At 51.3% G+C, this 16,233-nt stretch carries 9 protein-coding genes; 7 read left to right on the top strand and 2 right to left on the bottom strand.

Annotation, left to right across the window (positions count from 1 at the left end):
- Positions 1-65: 65 nt before the first annotated feature.
- The 4 genes from ACLD4F_RS06630 (at position 66) to rcsC (ending at position 8,618) form a co-directional block, all read left to right on the top strand.
- Positions 66-1,391, top strand: coding sequence for an MFS transporter (locus ACLD4F_RS06630; protein WP_023219879.1), 1,326 nt, complete (start codon positions 66-68; stop codon positions 1,389-1,391).
- Positions 1,392-1,405: 14 nt separating this feature from the next.
- Positions 1,406-2,608, top strand: coding sequence for a mandelate racemase/muconate lactonizing enzyme family protein (locus ACLD4F_RS06625; RefSeq protein ID WP_000705581.1), 1,203 nt, complete (start codon positions 1,406-1,408; stop codon positions 2,606-2,608).
- 409 nt (positions 2,609-3,017) lie between these two features.
- The gene (gene gyrA, locus ACLD4F_RS06620) at positions 3,018-5,654 is read left to right on the top strand and encodes a DNA topoisomerase (ATP-hydrolyzing) subunit A (protein ID WP_016716060.1); all 2,637 of its coding nucleotides are present in this window, start codon (positions 3,018-3,020) and stop codon (positions 5,652-5,654) included.
- 117 nt (positions 5,655-5,771) lie between these two features.
- Positions 5,772-8,618: a two-component system sensor histidine kinase RcsC gene (gene rcsC, locus ACLD4F_RS06615; protein WP_079944070.1), complete on the top strand. Its 2,847-nt coding sequence runs from the start codon at positions 5,772-5,774 to the stop codon at positions 8,616-8,618.
- A gap of 102 nt (positions 8,619-8,720) precedes the next feature.
- Here rcsC and rcsB read toward each other — a convergent pair whose 3' ends face one another.
- The gene (gene rcsB, locus ACLD4F_RS06610) at positions 8,721-9,371 is read right to left on the bottom strand and encodes a response regulator transcription factor RcsB (protein WP_001061919.1); all 651 of its coding nucleotides are present in this window, start codon (positions 9,369-9,371) and stop codon (positions 8,721-8,723) included.
- A gap of 16 nt (positions 9,372-9,387) precedes the next feature.
- The gene (gene rcsD, locus ACLD4F_RS06605; RefSeq protein ID WP_063808726.1) at positions 9,388-12,057 is read right to left on the bottom strand and encodes a phosphotransferase RcsD; all 2,670 of its coding nucleotides are present in this window, start codon (positions 12,055-12,057) and stop codon (positions 9,388-9,390) included.
- A gap of 728 nt (positions 12,058-12,785) precedes the next feature.
- Here rcsD and ACLD4F_RS06600 point away from each other — a divergent pair.
- The 3 genes from ACLD4F_RS06600 (at position 12,786) to ada (ending at position 16,231) form a co-directional block, all read left to right on the top strand.
- Complete coding sequence (locus tag ACLD4F_RS06600; RefSeq protein WP_000865526.1) at positions 12,786-13,922, top strand: porin OmpC; 1,137 nt, start codon at positions 12,786-12,788, stop codon at positions 13,920-13,922.
- Positions 13,923-14,036: 114 nt separating this feature from the next.
- Positions 14,037-15,089, top strand: a complete 1,053-nt coding sequence (gene apbE / locus ACLD4F_RS06595; RefSeq protein WP_000784304.1) for an FAD:protein FMN transferase ApbE — start codon at positions 14,037-14,039, stop codon at positions 15,087-15,089.
- An 80-nt stretch (positions 15,090-15,169) separates the two neighbouring features.
- Positions 15,170-16,231, top strand: coding sequence for a bifunctional DNA-binding transcriptional regulator/O6-methylguanine-DNA methyltransferase Ada (ada, locus tag ACLD4F_RS06590; protein ID WP_076726907.1), 1,062 nt, complete (start codon positions 15,170-15,172; stop codon positions 16,229-16,231).
- Positions 16,232-16,233 lie beyond the last annotated feature (2 nt).

Raw genomic sequence — 16,233 nt, 5'->3', positions numbered from 1 at the left:
GTTTTTTACGTAACATCGATTCCGGTCAATACCCTTATTCATTGAATCATAAAAGGTGATGCAAAATGAGTAGTCCACAAGAAAATTTATACGATGCAATTCGTATTGTAAAAAGGAAAATCATTCCTTTGGCCTTTATTCTTTACTTTTTTAACTATATGGATCGTGTCAATATTGGGTTTGCTGCATTACGCATGAATGAATCTCTCGGTATTACGCCTGAGGATTTCGCTAATATTTCTTCTATATTCTTCATATCATATTTAGTCTTTCAAATTCCGAGTAGCATTGGTTTGCAAAAGCTTGGTGCAAGAAAATGGATTAGTTCCATTATTATCGGCTGGGGAGCGGTAACTGGGCTGATTTTTTTTGCTAAAGATACTCAACATATTTTGCTGGCTCGCATTTTTTTGGGGGTATTTGAAGCTGGATTTTTCCCGGGCATGGTTTATTATCTTGCATGCTGGTTCCCGGCTCGTGAACGCGGAAAAGTCAATAGTTTCTTCATGTTATCTATTGCTGTAGCATCGGTATTGGCTGCACCGATGTCTGGTTGGATCATCGAGCATTTGAATACCCCGGATTATGAAGGCTGGCGCTGGCTTTTTGCTATTGAAGGTATCCCTACCGTATTCCTTGGCATCCTGACATTTTATTTACTGCCTGACAGTCCAGAAAAGGCTAAATGGCTTACGCCACAGCAGATATCGGCCTTAGTTAATAAATTACGCACTGACAATGAAACCGCAGCGGCATTAAATAAAAATACCAACTCATCCTTTCTTTCAGTAATCAAAAATCCAGTTTTGCTTCAGCTTTCTTTCGCCTACATGTTGATTCAGGCGGCTGCTCTGGCGGCAAACTACTGGTTGCCGGGGTTGGTGAAGGGATTTTCAGCTGATTTTACGGATACTGACGTTGGTTTAATCATGAGTATTCCGTTTATTTTCGCTATGTTCAGCATGCCCTGGTGGGGCTGGCATTCCGATAAAAAGAATGAACGAAAATGGCATGCTGCATTACCCATGTTTCTGGCAGGCTGTGGTTTTCTGATGATTGCTCTTGTCCCCTCAATGTCGTTGAGAATGCTGGGGCTAACGTTCTATGGTGTTGGGATCCTCAGCTATTACGGACCTTACTGGGCGCTGCCTTCTGCATTATTGTCGCCGTCAGGGTTGGCTATCAGCATTGCGTTTATTAACTCATGTTCAAGTCTTGGCGGATTCCTGATTAATAAGTCACTGGGATTCGTTTCTACTCATTATGGTGCGACAGGAATATTTATTGTAGAGGCAATACTTTGCTTCGCTGCGGTAGCCGTTTTGGCGTTAATGAAAATTGATGTGAAAAAAGAAAAAAGCCAACAAACAAATGTTGTATCACGAACCTGATAAATGGAGAAATTATGAAAATTACGTCTATTGAAGTTTTTGACTGTGAATTAAAAAAAAGAGATCAAACGATGTCCTCCTATAATCCAGTACTTATTCGGGTGAATACCGACTCAGGATTAAGTGGTATTGGCGAAGTAGGACTGGCCTATGGCGCAGGCGCTAAAGCTGGCGTAGGGATCATCAGAGATCTGGCGCCATTGATTGTGGGTGAAGATCCACTAAATATTGAAAAAATTTGGGAGTTCTTTTTCAGAAAGACTTTTTGGGGGATGGGGGGCGGAAACGTTTTTTATGCCGGAATGAGCGCTATTGATATTGCTCTTTGGGATATCAAAGGTAAATATTTAGGTGTACCTGTTTATCAGCTCCTTGGCGGGAAAACTAATGAAAAATTAAGAACCTATGCTAGTCAGTTACAATTTGGTTGGGGGGATAAACGCCAGATATTAGTGACACCTGATGAATATGCTGAGGCGGCGCGTGCGGCTCTTGACGATGGATATGATGCGATTAAAGTGGATCCACTCGAAATCGATCGTAATGGCGATGACTGTGTTTTTCAGAATAAAAATCGTAACTATTCAGGATTGTTACTGGCCGATCAATTAAAAATGGGGGAAGCGCGAATTGCCGCTATGCGTGAAGCAATGGGGGATGATGCTGATATTATCGTGGAAATCCATTCTCTTCTCGGTACAAACTCAGCTATTCAATTTGCGAAGGCGATAGAAAAGTATCGTATCTTTCTTTATGAAGAACCGATTCATCCATTAAATTCTGATAATATGCAGAAAGTTTCCCGTTCAACAACGATTCCAATCGCCACTGGCGAGCGTTCCTACACAAGATGGGGATACAGGGAATTACTGGAGAAGCAGTCTATTGCCGTAGCGCAACCTGATTTGTGTCTCTGCGGCGGAATTACCGAAGGAAAGAAAATCTGTGACTATGCTAATATTTATGACACCACTGTACAGGTGCATGTTTGCGGCGGTCCTGTTTCCACGGTAGCCGCGCTGCATATGGAAACAGCAATTCCCAACTTTATTATTCATGAGCATCATACCAATGCGATGAAAGCATCTATTCGGGAACTTTGTACCCACGATTATCAGCCGGAAAATGGCTATTATGTCGCGCCGGAACAGCCCGGATTGGGTCAGGAATTAAACGATGAGGTAGTGAAAGAATACCTGGCCTATGTGATTAAATAGCATCTGGTGATACTGATTATGGTTTATGCCTCCCGGCATATCCCCTAAATAATTCGAGTTGCAGGATAAAATGGTTAACCGTCTTGAACAGCGCTTGCGCTAACCCCGACGGGGCGAGGCCCAGGGATGGGCCGAGTAACTTGCCGCCAACGCACATGAAACTTGAAGTATGACGGGTATACACGGGAGGTATTGATTTTCTAACCTCTTCCTGGCCAGGCCCCGATCTCCCCTGTGTCGCCTCTGAAGCCGATCGCCAATAAACGCCGAGACCACGCTTATAAATGAAGAGAGCATGCGGCACCCGAATAAAGCATTGTCTGGCTGCATTCCGTTTACCAGTACGTGGGCGAATGTGTTATAATTTGCGACCTTTGAATCCGGGATACAGTAGAGGGATAGCGGTTAGATGAGCGACCTTGCGAGAGAAATTACACCGGTCAACATTGAGGAAGAGCTGAAGAGCTCCTATCTGGATTATGCGATGTCGGTCATTGTTGGCCGTGCGCTGCCGGATGTCCGAGATGGCCTGAAGCCGGTACACCGTCGCGTACTTTACGCCATGAACGTATTGGGCAATGACTGGAACAAAGCCTATAAAAAATCTGCCCGTGTCGTTGGTGACGTAATCGGTAAATACCATCCCCACGGCGATTCCGCAGTGTATGACACCATCGTTCGTATGGCGCAGCCATTCTCGCTGCGTTACATGCTGGTGGATGGTCAGGGTAACTTCGGTTCTATTGACGGCGACTCCGCGGCGGCAATGCGTTATACGGAGATCCGTCTGGCGAAAATCGCCCACGAACTGATGGCCGATCTCGAAAAAGAGACGGTGGATTTCGTGGATAACTATGACGGTACGGAAAAAATTCCGGACGTCATGCCGACCAAAATTCCGAATCTGCTGGTGAACGGTTCTTCCGGTATCGCAGTTGGTATGGCGACGAATATCCCGCCGCACAACCTGACGGAAGTGATTAACGGCTGCCTGGCGTATATCGACAACGAAGACATCAGCATTGAAGGGCTGATGGAACATATTCCGGGTCCGGACTTCCCGACCGCCGCGATCATCAACGGTCGTCGTGGTATCGAAGAAGCCTACCGTACCGGTCGTGGTAAAGTGTACATTCGCGCCCGCGCGGAAGTTGAAGTTGACGCCAAAACGGGCCGTGAAACCATCATCGTCCATGAAATTCCCTATCAGGTGAACAAAGCGCGCCTGATCGAGAAAATCGCCGAGCTGGTGAAAGATAAGCGCGTGGAAGGCATCAGCGCGCTGCGTGACGAATCCGACAAAGACGGGATGCGCATCGTGATTGAAGTAAAACGCGATGCGGTGGGCGAGGTGGTGCTTAATAATCTCTACTCCCAGACCCAGCTACAGGTTTCCTTCGGTATTAACATGGTGGCGCTGCATCACGGCCAGCCGAAGATCATGAACCTGAAAGATATCATTTCAGCGTTCGTGCGCCACCGCCGTGAAGTGGTGACGCGTCGTACTATTTTTGAACTGCGTAAAGCCCGTGACCGCGCGCATATCCTTGAAGCTCTGGCGATTGCGCTGGCCAACATCGACCCGATTATCGAACTGATTCGCCGCGCGCCGACGCCGGCGGAAGCGAAAGCGGCGCTGATTTCGCGTCCGTGGGATCTGGGCAACGTTGCTGCGATGCTGGAGCGCGCTGGTGATGACGCCGCGCGTCCGGAATGGCTGGAGCCAGAATTTGGCGTACGTGACGGTCAGTACTACCTGACTGAACAGCAGGCGCAGGCGATTCTGGATCTGCGTTTGCAGAAACTGACCGGCCTGGAGCATGAAAAACTGCTCGACGAATACAAAGAGTTGCTGGAGCAGATTGCTGAACTGCTGCACATTCTGGGTAGCGCCGATCGCCTGATGGAAGTGATCCGTGAAGAGATGGAGTTAATTCGCGATCAGTTCGGCGATGAGCGTCGTACCGAAATCACCGCCAACAGCGCCGATATTAATATCGAAGATCTGATTAGCCAGGAAGATGTTGTCGTGACGCTGTCTCACCAGGGTTACGTCAAATATCAACCGCTGACGGATTACGAAGCGCAACGTCGTGGTGGGAAAGGTAAATCTGCCGCGCGTATTAAAGAAGAAGACTTTATCGACCGCCTGCTGGTGGCCAACACCCACGATACTATCCTCTGCTTCTCCAGCCGGGGCCGTCTGTACTGGATGAAGGTCTATCAGCTGCCGGAAGCCAGCCGCGGCGCGCGCGGTCGTCCGATCGTTAACCTGCTGCCGCTGGAAGCCAACGAACGTATCACCGCGATTCTGCCGGTTCGTGAGTACGAAGAGGGCGTGAACGTCTTTATGGCGACCGCCAGCGGTACCGTGAAGAAAACGGCGCTGACCGAATTCAGCCGTCCGCGTTCCGCCGGTATTATCGCGGTGAACCTCAACGACGGCGACGAGCTGATTGGCGTTGACCTGACTTCTGGTTCTGACGAAGTCATGCTGTTCTCGGCCGCGGGCAAAGTGGTGCGCTTCAAAGAAGACGCCGTCCGTGCGATGGGGCGTACCGCGACCGGTGTGCGCGGTATTAAGCTGGCGGGAGACGATAAAGTCGTCTCTCTGATCATCCCACGCGGCGAAGGCGCTATTCTGACCGTAACGCAAAACGGCTACGGGAAGCGTACCGCAGCGGACGAGTACCCGACCAAGTCTCGTGCGACGCAGGGCGTTATCTCTATCAAAGTGACCGAGCGCAACGGTTCCGTTGTCGGTGCGGTACAGGTAGACGATTGCGACCAGATCATGATGATCACGGATGCCGGTACTCTGGTGCGTACCCGTGTGTCCGAGATCAGCGTAGTGGGACGTAACACCCAGGGCGTTATCCTTATCCGCACGGCGGAAGATGAAAACGTGGTGGGTCTGCAACGCGTTGCTGAACCGGTAGATGACGAAGAACTCGACGCTATCGACGGCAGCGTGGCGGAAGGGGATGAGGATATCGCCCCGGAAGCGGAAAGCGATGACGACGTTGCGGATGACGCTGACGAGTAATGTTATTACTGTGCGAGGGCCGGATATCCGGCCCTTTTTCTTTGCCGTTGCGGGCTACGTCATTTACCGCTACCTTAGTCATACTCTATTTACATCCTGAGGCGGAGCTTCGCCCCTTTGAAATACCTTGCTTCCTTTCGAACTACGCTGAAAGTCTCGCGCTACTTATTCAGAGCGTTAGCGTTACTCATTTGGCTTTTAATCGCCTTTGTTTCGGTGTTTTACATCGTCAATGCCCTGCACCAGCGGGAATCTGAAATTCGTCAGGAGTTCAACCTTAGCTCCGATCAGGCGCAGCGTTTTATCCAGCGCACGTCGGACGTGATGAAAGAGCTCAAATATATCGCCGAGAACCGTTTAACGGCGGAAAACGGCGTCATGTCGTCGCGTGCGCGTGATGACAAAATGGTGGTGCCGGACTTTGAACCGCTATTTGCCGACTCAGACTGTGCGGCGATGGGCTCCGCCTGGCGTGGATCGCTGGAGTCGCTGGCCTGGTTTATGCGTTACTGGCGCGACAACTTTTCAGCGGCGTATGATCTTAACCGCGTTTTCCTGATTGGCAGCGATAACCTCTGTATGGCGAATTTCGGCCTGCGTGAAATGCCCGTGGAGCGCGATGATGCGTTAAAAGCGTTACATGAGCGGATTATGAAATACCGCAACGCGCCGCAGGAAGAAAGTGGGAATAACCTTTTCTGGATAAGCCAGGGCGCGCGTCAGGGCGTGGGCTACTTTTATGCGCTGACGCCGGTGTATCTGGCTAACCGTCTGCAGGCGCTGCTGGGCGTCGAGCAGTCCATCCGCATGGAAAATTTTTTCACGCCCGGCAGTTTGCCGATGGGCGTCACTATTATTGATGAGAACGGCCATTCGCTGATTTCGTTGACCGGTCCTGACGGCATTATTAAAGCGGAGCCGCGCTGGATGCAGGAGCGTTCTTGGTTTGGTTATACGCCAGGTTTTCGCGAACTGGTACTCAAAAAAAGCCTGCCGCCATCCTCGCTCAGTATTGTCTATTCTGTGCCTGTAGATTTAGTCCTGGAGCGTATTCGTATTCTTATCCTGAATGCTATCCTGCTGAACGTGCTGGTGGGCGCAGGGCTGTTTACGCTTGCGCGGATGTATGAGCGGCGAATTTTCATTCCGGCGGAGAGCGATGCTCAGCGTCTGGAAGAGCATGAACAGTTCAATCGTAAAATCGTCGCCTCCGCGCCGGTGGGGATCTGTATTCTGCGCACTATCGATGGTGTCAATATTCTGAGTAACGAACTGGCGCACACCTACCTGAACATGCTCACGCATGAAGACAGACAGCGCCTGACGCAAATCATTTGCGGCCAGCAGGTTAACTTTGTTGATGTATTGACCAGCAATAATACCAATTTGCAAATTAGCTTCGTCCATTCCCGCTATCGCAATGAAAACGTCGCGATTTGCGTGTTGGTAGATGTGAGTACGCGCGTCAAAATGGAAGAGTCGCTGCAGGAGATGGCGCAGGCGGCGGAACAGGCAAGCCAGTCTAAATCCATGTTCCTTGCAACGGTCAGCCATGAATTGCGCACACCGCTGTACGGTATCATCGGCAATCTCGATCTGCTGCAAACCAAAGAGCTGCCAAAAGGCGTGGATCGTCTGGTCACGGCGATGAATAACTCCTCCAGTCTGTTGCTGAAAATTATCAGCGACATTCTCGACTTCTCGAAAATTGAGTCGGAACAGCTAAAGATTGAGCCGCGCGAATTTTCACCGCGAGAGGTGATGAACCATATCACCGCCAATTATCTGCCGCTGGTGGTGCGTAAGCAGCTCGGCCTGTATTGTTTTATTGAGCCTGACGTGCCGGTATCGCTGAACGGCGACCCGATGCGTTTACAGCAGGTCATTTCAAACCTGTTGAGCAACGCCATTAAGTTTACCGATATTGGCTGCATCGTGCTGCATGTGCGCTGTGATGGGGATTATCTCAGCATTCGCGTGCGGGATACCGGCGTCGGTATTCCGGCAAAAGAGGTGGTTCGCCTGTTCGATCCCTTCTTCCAGGTGGGAACCGGCGTACAGCGTAACTTTCAGGGGACCGGTCTGGGGCTGGCGATTTGCGAAAAATTGATCAGCATGATGGACGGCGATATTTCCGTCGATTCGGAGCCGGGCATGGGAAGCCAGTTTACGCTGCGCATCCCGCTTTATGGCGCGCAATACCCTGTGAAAAAGAGCGTGGAAGGACTCGCCGGAACCTGCTGTTGGCTGGCGGTGCGCAATACTTCTTTGTGCCAGTTTATTGAGACCAGTCTGGCGCGTAGCGGCGTTCATACGCAGAGTTATGAAGGGCAAGAACCCGCCGCAGACGATATTTTGATTGTCGATGACGCGCTGGAGCATACCTGGCAGGGGAGGGCGGCGGTCGTCTTTTGCCGCCGTCATATCGGGATTCCATTGGAAAGAGCGCCTGGCGAGTGGGTGCATAGTGTGGCGTCGGTGCATGAGTTGCCCGCGCTGTTGGCGCGTATCTATAGTATTGAGCTGGATAGTGAAGCGCTTTCCAGCGCATTGCCGACGACGGATAAAACCGCAGATTCAAATGACGACATGATGATTCTGGTCGTTGACGATCATCCGATCAATCGCCGCTTGCTGGCCGATCAACTGGGATCTCTGGGATATCAGTGTAAGACAGCCAATGATGGCGTGGACGCTCTGAATGTGCTGAGTAAAAATGCTATCGATATTGTTCTGAGCGATGTGAACATGCCGAACATGGACGGCTATCGCCTGACGCAGCGTATCCGTCAGCTTGGGCTGACGCTGCCTGTCGTCGGCGTGACGGCGAACGCGCTGGCGGAAGAGAAACAACGTTGCCTGGAGTCCGGTATGGACAGCTGTTTGTCGAAGCCTGTGACGCTGGATGTGTTGAAACAGACGCTGGCGGTGTATGCCGAGCGGGTACGTAAAACGCGGGCATAAAAAATGCCGGATGGCGGCGTCGCCTGTCCGGCCTGCAAAAGATGAGTCGACTGGTAGGCCTGATAAGCGTAGCGCCATCAGGCTGGGTAACATAAAAGCGATTTATTCTTTGTCTGTCGGACTCAGGGTGACGGAAGAGAGATAGTTGAGCAGCGCGATATCATTCTCTACGCCCAGTTTCATCATCGCCGATTTCTTCTGGCTGCTGATGGTCTTAATGCTGCGGTTGAGCTTCTTGGCGATTTCGGTGACCAGGAAGCCCTCGGCGAACAGGCGTAATACTTCGCTCTCTTTTGGCGACAGGCGCTTGTCGCCGTAACCGCCTGCGCTGATTTTCTCCAGCAGACGAGAAACGCTTTCCGGGGTGAATTTTTTGCCTTTTTGCAGCGCGGCCAGCGCCTTAGGCAGATCGGTTGGCGCACCCTGCTTGAGTACGATCCCTTCAATATCAAGATCCAACACGGCGCTCAGGATCGCCGGATTGTTGTTCATGGTCAGAACGATAATAGACAGGCTCGGAAAATGACGCTTGATGTACTTGATCAAGGTGATCCCATCGCCGTATTTATCTCCCGGCATGGAGAGGTCAGTGATCAACACATGCGCATCTAATTTCGGCAGGTTGTTGATCAATGCTGTGGAATCTTCAAATTCGCCGACAACATTCACCCACTCGATTTGTTCAAGTGATTTGCGAATACCGAACAGTACAATCGGGTGGTCATCGGCAATAATTACGTTCATATTGTTCATGTATTGGGCTACCTTGCTACAGCAAGCTTTTGACGTAGGCGTCAATGTCGCTGATATATTTTTCTATACCTGGAGCATCTTTCTCACGAATCAGATGTTCCAGCGTTTCACATAACTGCTTGCCGGGTACCAGATTAAGCATGGCAAACACCCCTTTCAGGCGGTGGGCCGTTTGGGCCAGCGCAGCGAAATCGCTGGTTGCCGCCTCAGTATACAACCTCTTAACATCATCCGGTACTGTGTCTACAAATAGCGCATAATAGCCGCTGGCATGAAGCTCGGCATTTTCATCTCCGCCGAGCGGGGAGGCGGGAATCTCTTCCTGCGCCAGCTGCTCTTCGATAAGTTGTAGTACAGCTTCCTGCATAGCATTGCTCATATTAAAGTTGACGCGCAACTGACCCGGGCCAATTTTCCGCACGCCTGACTCATCATCGCTTAAAAGCAAGCCCGAGGCAGTAAGATTAGACGGATTATCCGTTAAAAAGAGATCATATTCTTGACTTATCTGCCTTTCATCCGGCGTGATGCAGGTGGCGCCCCAGTTTTCTAACTGACGCAGCACAATCGCGCGAACCTCGTTGGACGTCACATCGACCATCACGCTCACGTCGTCCAGCAGGCGCTCTTCGACCTGAGTATGCTGATCGTGAGGAAGCATTTTGACATGAACGGTATAGCGCGTGCCCAGCGTTTCTCGCGCTTTAATGTTGAGATGACCGCCCAGTTTGCGCGCCAGTTGATTGCACAGCCAGAAGGTAAGCGGATTCGCTTTGCCGTAACGATCGCCCTGCGTTTCATTCATATACGGGAAATGCAGATTATCAATCTCGTTTAACGTTACACCTTCGCCCGTATCCAGAATACGGAAAGTCAGACGCTCCGCGATAGATTCATCCTGCTCGACTTCAAGCGTAATTTTACCCATAGCAGTCGTCGTGACGGCATACTGAATCAACAGCAGCAAAATCCGGCGCAGGGCGTCGCGATCGCCCCAGCGTTCATCGTTGCCGCTAAGATGGTTATTAATCAGCAGTTGCAGCCCTTTACGCTTAATGGCGGGCAGCACTTCCGGCACGACTTCGTCAATAAGATCCTGAAGGGAGAACAGCGTTGCTTCGCTTTTCCATGCGTCACTTTCCAGCATATTCGCCAGTTGGATTTCATCGATCATACGTACTAATACATCCGCCTGATCCGCCAGTTTCAGGCTTTCCGGCGTGGTGACTGCCGCGGCGTTAACCGCCAGTTGGCGTACAGGCTCTTTAAGCGTGTTGCTGATATTTTGCATAAAGGCGGCGCGGCCCTGCTGATTCTTCTCATACAAACGCTGCGCCTGTTTAAGCTTCTTATTCACCAGCACTTCCCGGTCCTGATCGCGAATAATAAAGATCTGCGTGCGGGGAGCGATCTGGCTGCGAAACAGACGGATCTCATACAGTTCGTTATTAATTGTCGCCTGAATCACGCCCTGATGCTGTTCCGCCATGCTGGTAATATTTTGCAGGTTAAGATGCGGCAACAGATGATCGGCGATTTTATTGCTGATCACGGTGCGGTTTCCTTCCTGATCGTAGACCAGCAGACCCAGCGGCAGCAGAGAAACGATCTCTTCATTAATGGCGCGTAAGACGCGAAGCTCGTTATTCGCCGCGTTGCCAGATGTCGATTCCGTCGTCCGTCCCGGCTGATGACGGAACGTAGCGTAGCCAAATAACGCCAACGCCAGCAGCCCGATGTTCAGCAGTAAAGGCAGCAGAATATTTTGCAACGTATCAAGCAAAAGCGTACCGAACGGTACCTGCCAGATCAGGCGCATTCCGGTAGAGTTAAGCGCTGAGGAGATCTCTATTTTTGAACCGTTAAAGCTAATCGTGACGCTATCAGGCGCTTCCTTTTCACTGCTTCGCCCCGTCGCCTGGGTTGCGTCAGGCTCTATCCGAAAACTGTCCAGCGGCATTCCCGGCGGGATTAAATCATTAATGGGCAGATCAAACGCCACCACGGTTGCCAGATGTCCTGGCTGATTGAAGGTCGTGCGCAGCGTAAAATAGTGACCGTTTTGCCAGGCCAGTTTTCGCAATGAGGAGAAACTTTCGCGCTCATCCAGCGCATTCGCCTGCTGCAACATCTCTGCCCGGCGGGAATCGACGATATTGCCAATAGTGGACTCTTTAAAGCCGGAAGAGAGATCTTTCAACGGTAGGGTAGAGATAAGAATCAGGCTGTTATCCTGTCCGTTGAGGTAATACATTGACCACGGCACGTTTTCCGCGCCCCACAGCGTATCCAGATAGGTTGACATACGCTGCGTCATTTCCAGCGTGGCGCTGTCATGGGAACCGAAAATCAGCGCTTCAGTTTTACGTCGCGGCTTTTCAAGATAATACACATCCTGCTTCAGACGCGTTTCCTGAAGTCCTTCACCTGTCGATGGCGTAGTGGTCGCGGCGATGTTGTCATAAATTTGCCAGGTAACATACCGCCAGGTATCAACGCGTTTATGAATAGCGTGGGTGATATCGACAATTTGATAGCTTTTGTCTTTCAACCAGGCGTTGACGGCGCTCTGCACCATAACGCCCATCGTTACCAGCAGCACAATGATCAGCAATAAGAAGAAACGGGTAATGCTTCCCGGTAGAAGGGAGAATCGGGTAGAGACCGTTGTGTCAGACTGACTCATTTATGTTTACGACCTGTAAAAGCAACGCTGAAGGTGAAGGGCAGTATAAAGGGTAATGAATGAATTTCCAGACTCTTACGTCATGCCGGGCAACTTAACACGCGCTCCGTCGGCGGGACGGGAAAAGCGTACAACCTTCGCAGAACGGTACAAATATAAAGACTACTTATAAATGTTTAGCACTAAATATCAAGAAATTATTTGCTAATGTCTTACGAACGGTCGAGCAGGGGAGGGTAGTGAATAACCGTGATAGTTTTAGGCAGGTAGCATAAATCAGCCGGGTGTGTCTGAAAAAGGGTAAAAAAAACCGAATGCGAAGCATCCGGTTGAAATAGGGGTAAACAGACATTCAGAAGTGAATGACGGTAATAAATAAAGTTAATGATGATAGCGGTCACTATTTTAGTTGCGAATGAAGATTCTGTTTTATCATTCAGTGCTATGAATTTCATCAATTTAACCCATTGATTTTAAAAGTCTCGTGAATATATTTTGTCTATTTGTGCTTATTTTTACTTGATTTTTGCTTTAAAAAAGTTCCGTAAAATTCATATTTTGAAACATCTATGTGGATAACTGTAACATCTTAAAAGTTTTAGTATCATATTCGTGTTGGATTATTCTGTATTTTTGCGGAGAATGGACTTGCCGACTGGTTAATGAGGGTTAACCAGTAAGCAGTGGCATAAAAAAGCAATAAAGGCATATAACAGAGGGTTAATAACATGAAAGTTAAAGTACTGTCCCTCCTGGTACCAGCTCTGCTGGTGGCGGGCGCAGCGAATGCGGCTGAAATTTATAATAAAGACGGCAACAAATTAGACCTGTTTGGTAAAGTTGATGGCCTGCACTACTTCTCTGACGACAAAGGCAGCGACGGCGACCAGACCTACATGCGTATCGGCTTCAAAGGCGAAACGCAGGTTAACGATCAGCTGACCGGTTATGGCCAGTGGGAATATCAGATTCAGGGCAACCAGACTGAAGGCAGCAACGACTCCTGGACGCGTGTGGCGTTTGCGGGTCTGAAATTCGCTGACGCAGGTTCCTTCGATTATGGTCGTAACTACGGCGTAACCTATGACGTGACCTCCTGGACCGACGTTCTGCCGGAGTTCGGCGGCGACACCTACGGCGCTGACAACTTTATGCAGCAGCGTGGTAATGGCTATGCTACCTACCGTAACACCGACTTCTTCGGCCTGGTGGATGGTCTGGACTTCGCGTTGCAGTATCAGGGCAAAAACGGCAGCGTGAGCGGTGAAAACACCAACGGTCGCAGCCTGCTGAACCAGAACGGCGACGGTTACGGCGGATCGCTGACTTATGCGATCGGCGAAGGCTTCTCTGTCGGTGGCGCTATCACCACGTCTAAACGTACTGCCGATCAGAACAACACCGCTAACGCTCGCCTGTATGGTAACGGCGATCGCGCCACGGTTTACACCGGCGGCCTGAAATACGATGCGAACAACATCTATCTGGCAGCGCAGTATTCTCAGACCTATAACGCAACCCGTTTTGGTACCTCTAACGGTAGCAACCCGTCCACCTCTTATGGTTTTGCCAACAAAGCGCAGAACTTTGAAGTGGTTGCTCAGTACCAGTTCGACTTTGGTCTGCGTCCGTCTGTGGCTTACCTGCAGTCTAAAGGTAAGGACATCAGCAACGGCTACGGCGCCAGCTATGGCGACCAGGACATCGTAAAATATGTTGATGTCGGCGCGACTTACTACTTCAACAAAAACATGTCCACCTATGTTGATTACAAAATCAACCTGCTGGATAAAAACGACTTTACCCGCGATGCGGGCATCAACACCGACGACATCGTAGCGCTGGGTCTGGTTTACCAGTTCTAATCAGCAAAAGATGTTGCTAAAGGGCCTGCGGGCCCTTTTTTCATGCCTTATTCCGGCGTACAAATACGACGTTTTGATATACGCTTGCGTCCATTCGAATGAGGATAAACAGCGATGAAAATGACTTTTTGCCGGGCCGTGTGTCTGGCGGCGGCTTTTTTACTTATGGGCTGCGATGAGGCTCCCGAAACGACAACAGCGTCACCTGCCGCTCAGGTGCTGGAAGGTAAAACGATGGGGACCCTCTGGCGGGTGAGCGTGGTTGGTATCGATGCGAAACGCGCCGCAGAGTTACAGACTAAAATCCAGACTCAGCTTGATGCTGATGATTGGTTGCTTTCTACCTATAAAAATGACTCCGCGCTGATGCGTTTTAACCATTCACGCAGCCTTGCGCCCTGGCCGGTCAGCGAAGCCATGGCGGATATCGTGACCTCGGCGCTACGTATTGGCGCGAAGACGGATGGCGCGATGGATATCACCGTGGGCCCGCTGGTCAATCTGTGGGGGTTTGGACCGGATCGGCAGCCGCTGCATATCCCAACACCAGCACAAATCGATGCGGCAAAAGCGAAAACAGGCCTGCAACATTTGCAGGTTATCGACAGGGCTGGACATCAGTTTTTGCAAAAAGATCTGCCGGATCTTTATGTTGATCTCTCCACGGTCGGGGAGGGCTATGCGGCGGATCACCTGGCGCGTCTGATGGAGCAGGAGGGCATTGCGCGTTATCTGGTCTCGGTGGGCGGCGCATTAAGCAGTCGCGGGATGAATGCGCAAGGGCTGCCGTGGCGCGTCGCGATTCAGAAGCCGACCGACCGGGAAAACGCGGTGCAGGCGATTGTGGATATCAACGGGCATGGCATCAGCACCTCCGGCAGCTACCGTAACTATTATGAGCTGGATGGCAAGCGCGTCTCGCACGTTATCGATCCGCAAACGGGGCGCCCCATTGAACACAACCTGGTATCGGTTACGGTCATCGCGCCAACGGCGCTGGAAGCGGACGGCTGGGACACCGGCCTGATGGTGCTTGGTACGCAAAAGGCGCAAGAGGTCGTGCGGCGGGAAGGGCTGGCGGTCTTTATGATCATGAAAGAAGGTGAAGGCTTTAAAACCTGGATGTCGCCGCAGTTCAAAACGTTCCTGGTGAGCGATAAGAATTAAAACGCAAGATTACGGGTTTTTGTGGGCGGATTTACGGACACACTGCATGTAAGCAAGCACTATGCTTAATGAAGGAGTCTATGATGAAAAAAGCGTTACTTACCGATGATGAATGCTGGCTGCGGGTGCAGGCGCGCGATGCCAGCGCGGATGGGCGTTTCGTTTTTGCGGTGCGAACCACCGGCGTTTTTTGCCGCCCTTCTTGTCACTCGAAGCGGGCGTTACGTAAAAATGTTCGCTTTTTTGCCAACGCGCAGCAGGCGCTGGACGCCGGTTTTCGCCCCTGCAAGCGCTGTCAGCCGGATAATGCGCGCGCGCAGCAACGGCGGTTGGATAAGATTGCCTGCGCCTGCCGTTTACTTGAGCAGGAGACGCCGGTAACGCTGGCGTCTCTGGCGCAGGCGGTGGCGATGAGCCCGTTTCATCTGCACCGTTTGTTTAAAGCGAGCACCGGTATGACGCCGAAAGGGTGGCAGCAGGCGTGGCGCGCCCGGCGGCTGCGTGAGGCGTTGGCGAAAGGAGAGCAGATCACGGCGGCTATTTACCGCGCCGGCTTCCCGGATAGCAGTAGCTACTATCGTCATGCCGACCAGACGCTGGGCATGACGGCAAAACAGTTTCGCAAAGGCGGCGATAATGTCTCCGTTCGCTATGCGCTGACGGACTGGGTTTACGGACGGTGCCTGGTGGCGGAGAGCGAGCGGGGGATTTGCGCGATTCTCCCCGGTGATAGCGACGACGCGCTACTGGCTGAATTACACACCCTGTTCCCGGCGGCCCGCCACGAACCTGCTGACGCGCTTTTTCAGCAACGGGTGCGGCAGGTTGTCGCGGCTATCAACACACGCGATGTGCTGCTCTCGTTGCCGCTGGATATCCAGGGAACCGCGTTTCAACAGCAGGTCTGGCAGGCGTTATGCGCAATTCCCTGCGGCGAAACCGTAAGCTATCAACAGCTTGCCGCGACTATCGGCAAACCCACGGCGGTACGCGCGGTCGCCAGCGCGTGCGGCGCGAATAAACTGGCGATGGTGATCCCGTGTCATCGGGTCGTGCGTCGCGATGGCGCGCTCTCCGGTTATCGTTGGGGCGTGCGTCGAAAAGCGCAGCTATTAAAGCGAGAAGCGCAAAAAGAGGAGTAGCA

This window comes from Salmonella sp. 741265050_HSA (genome assembly GCF_046569445.1).
In the GTDB taxonomy this organism is placed as follows: Bacteria; Pseudomonadota; Gammaproteobacteria; order Enterobacterales; family Enterobacteriaceae; genus Salmonella; species Salmonella enterica.
The sequence above is the reverse complement of the archived record's forward strand: the minus strand, read 5'-3'. Positions and strand labels throughout refer to the sequence as shown.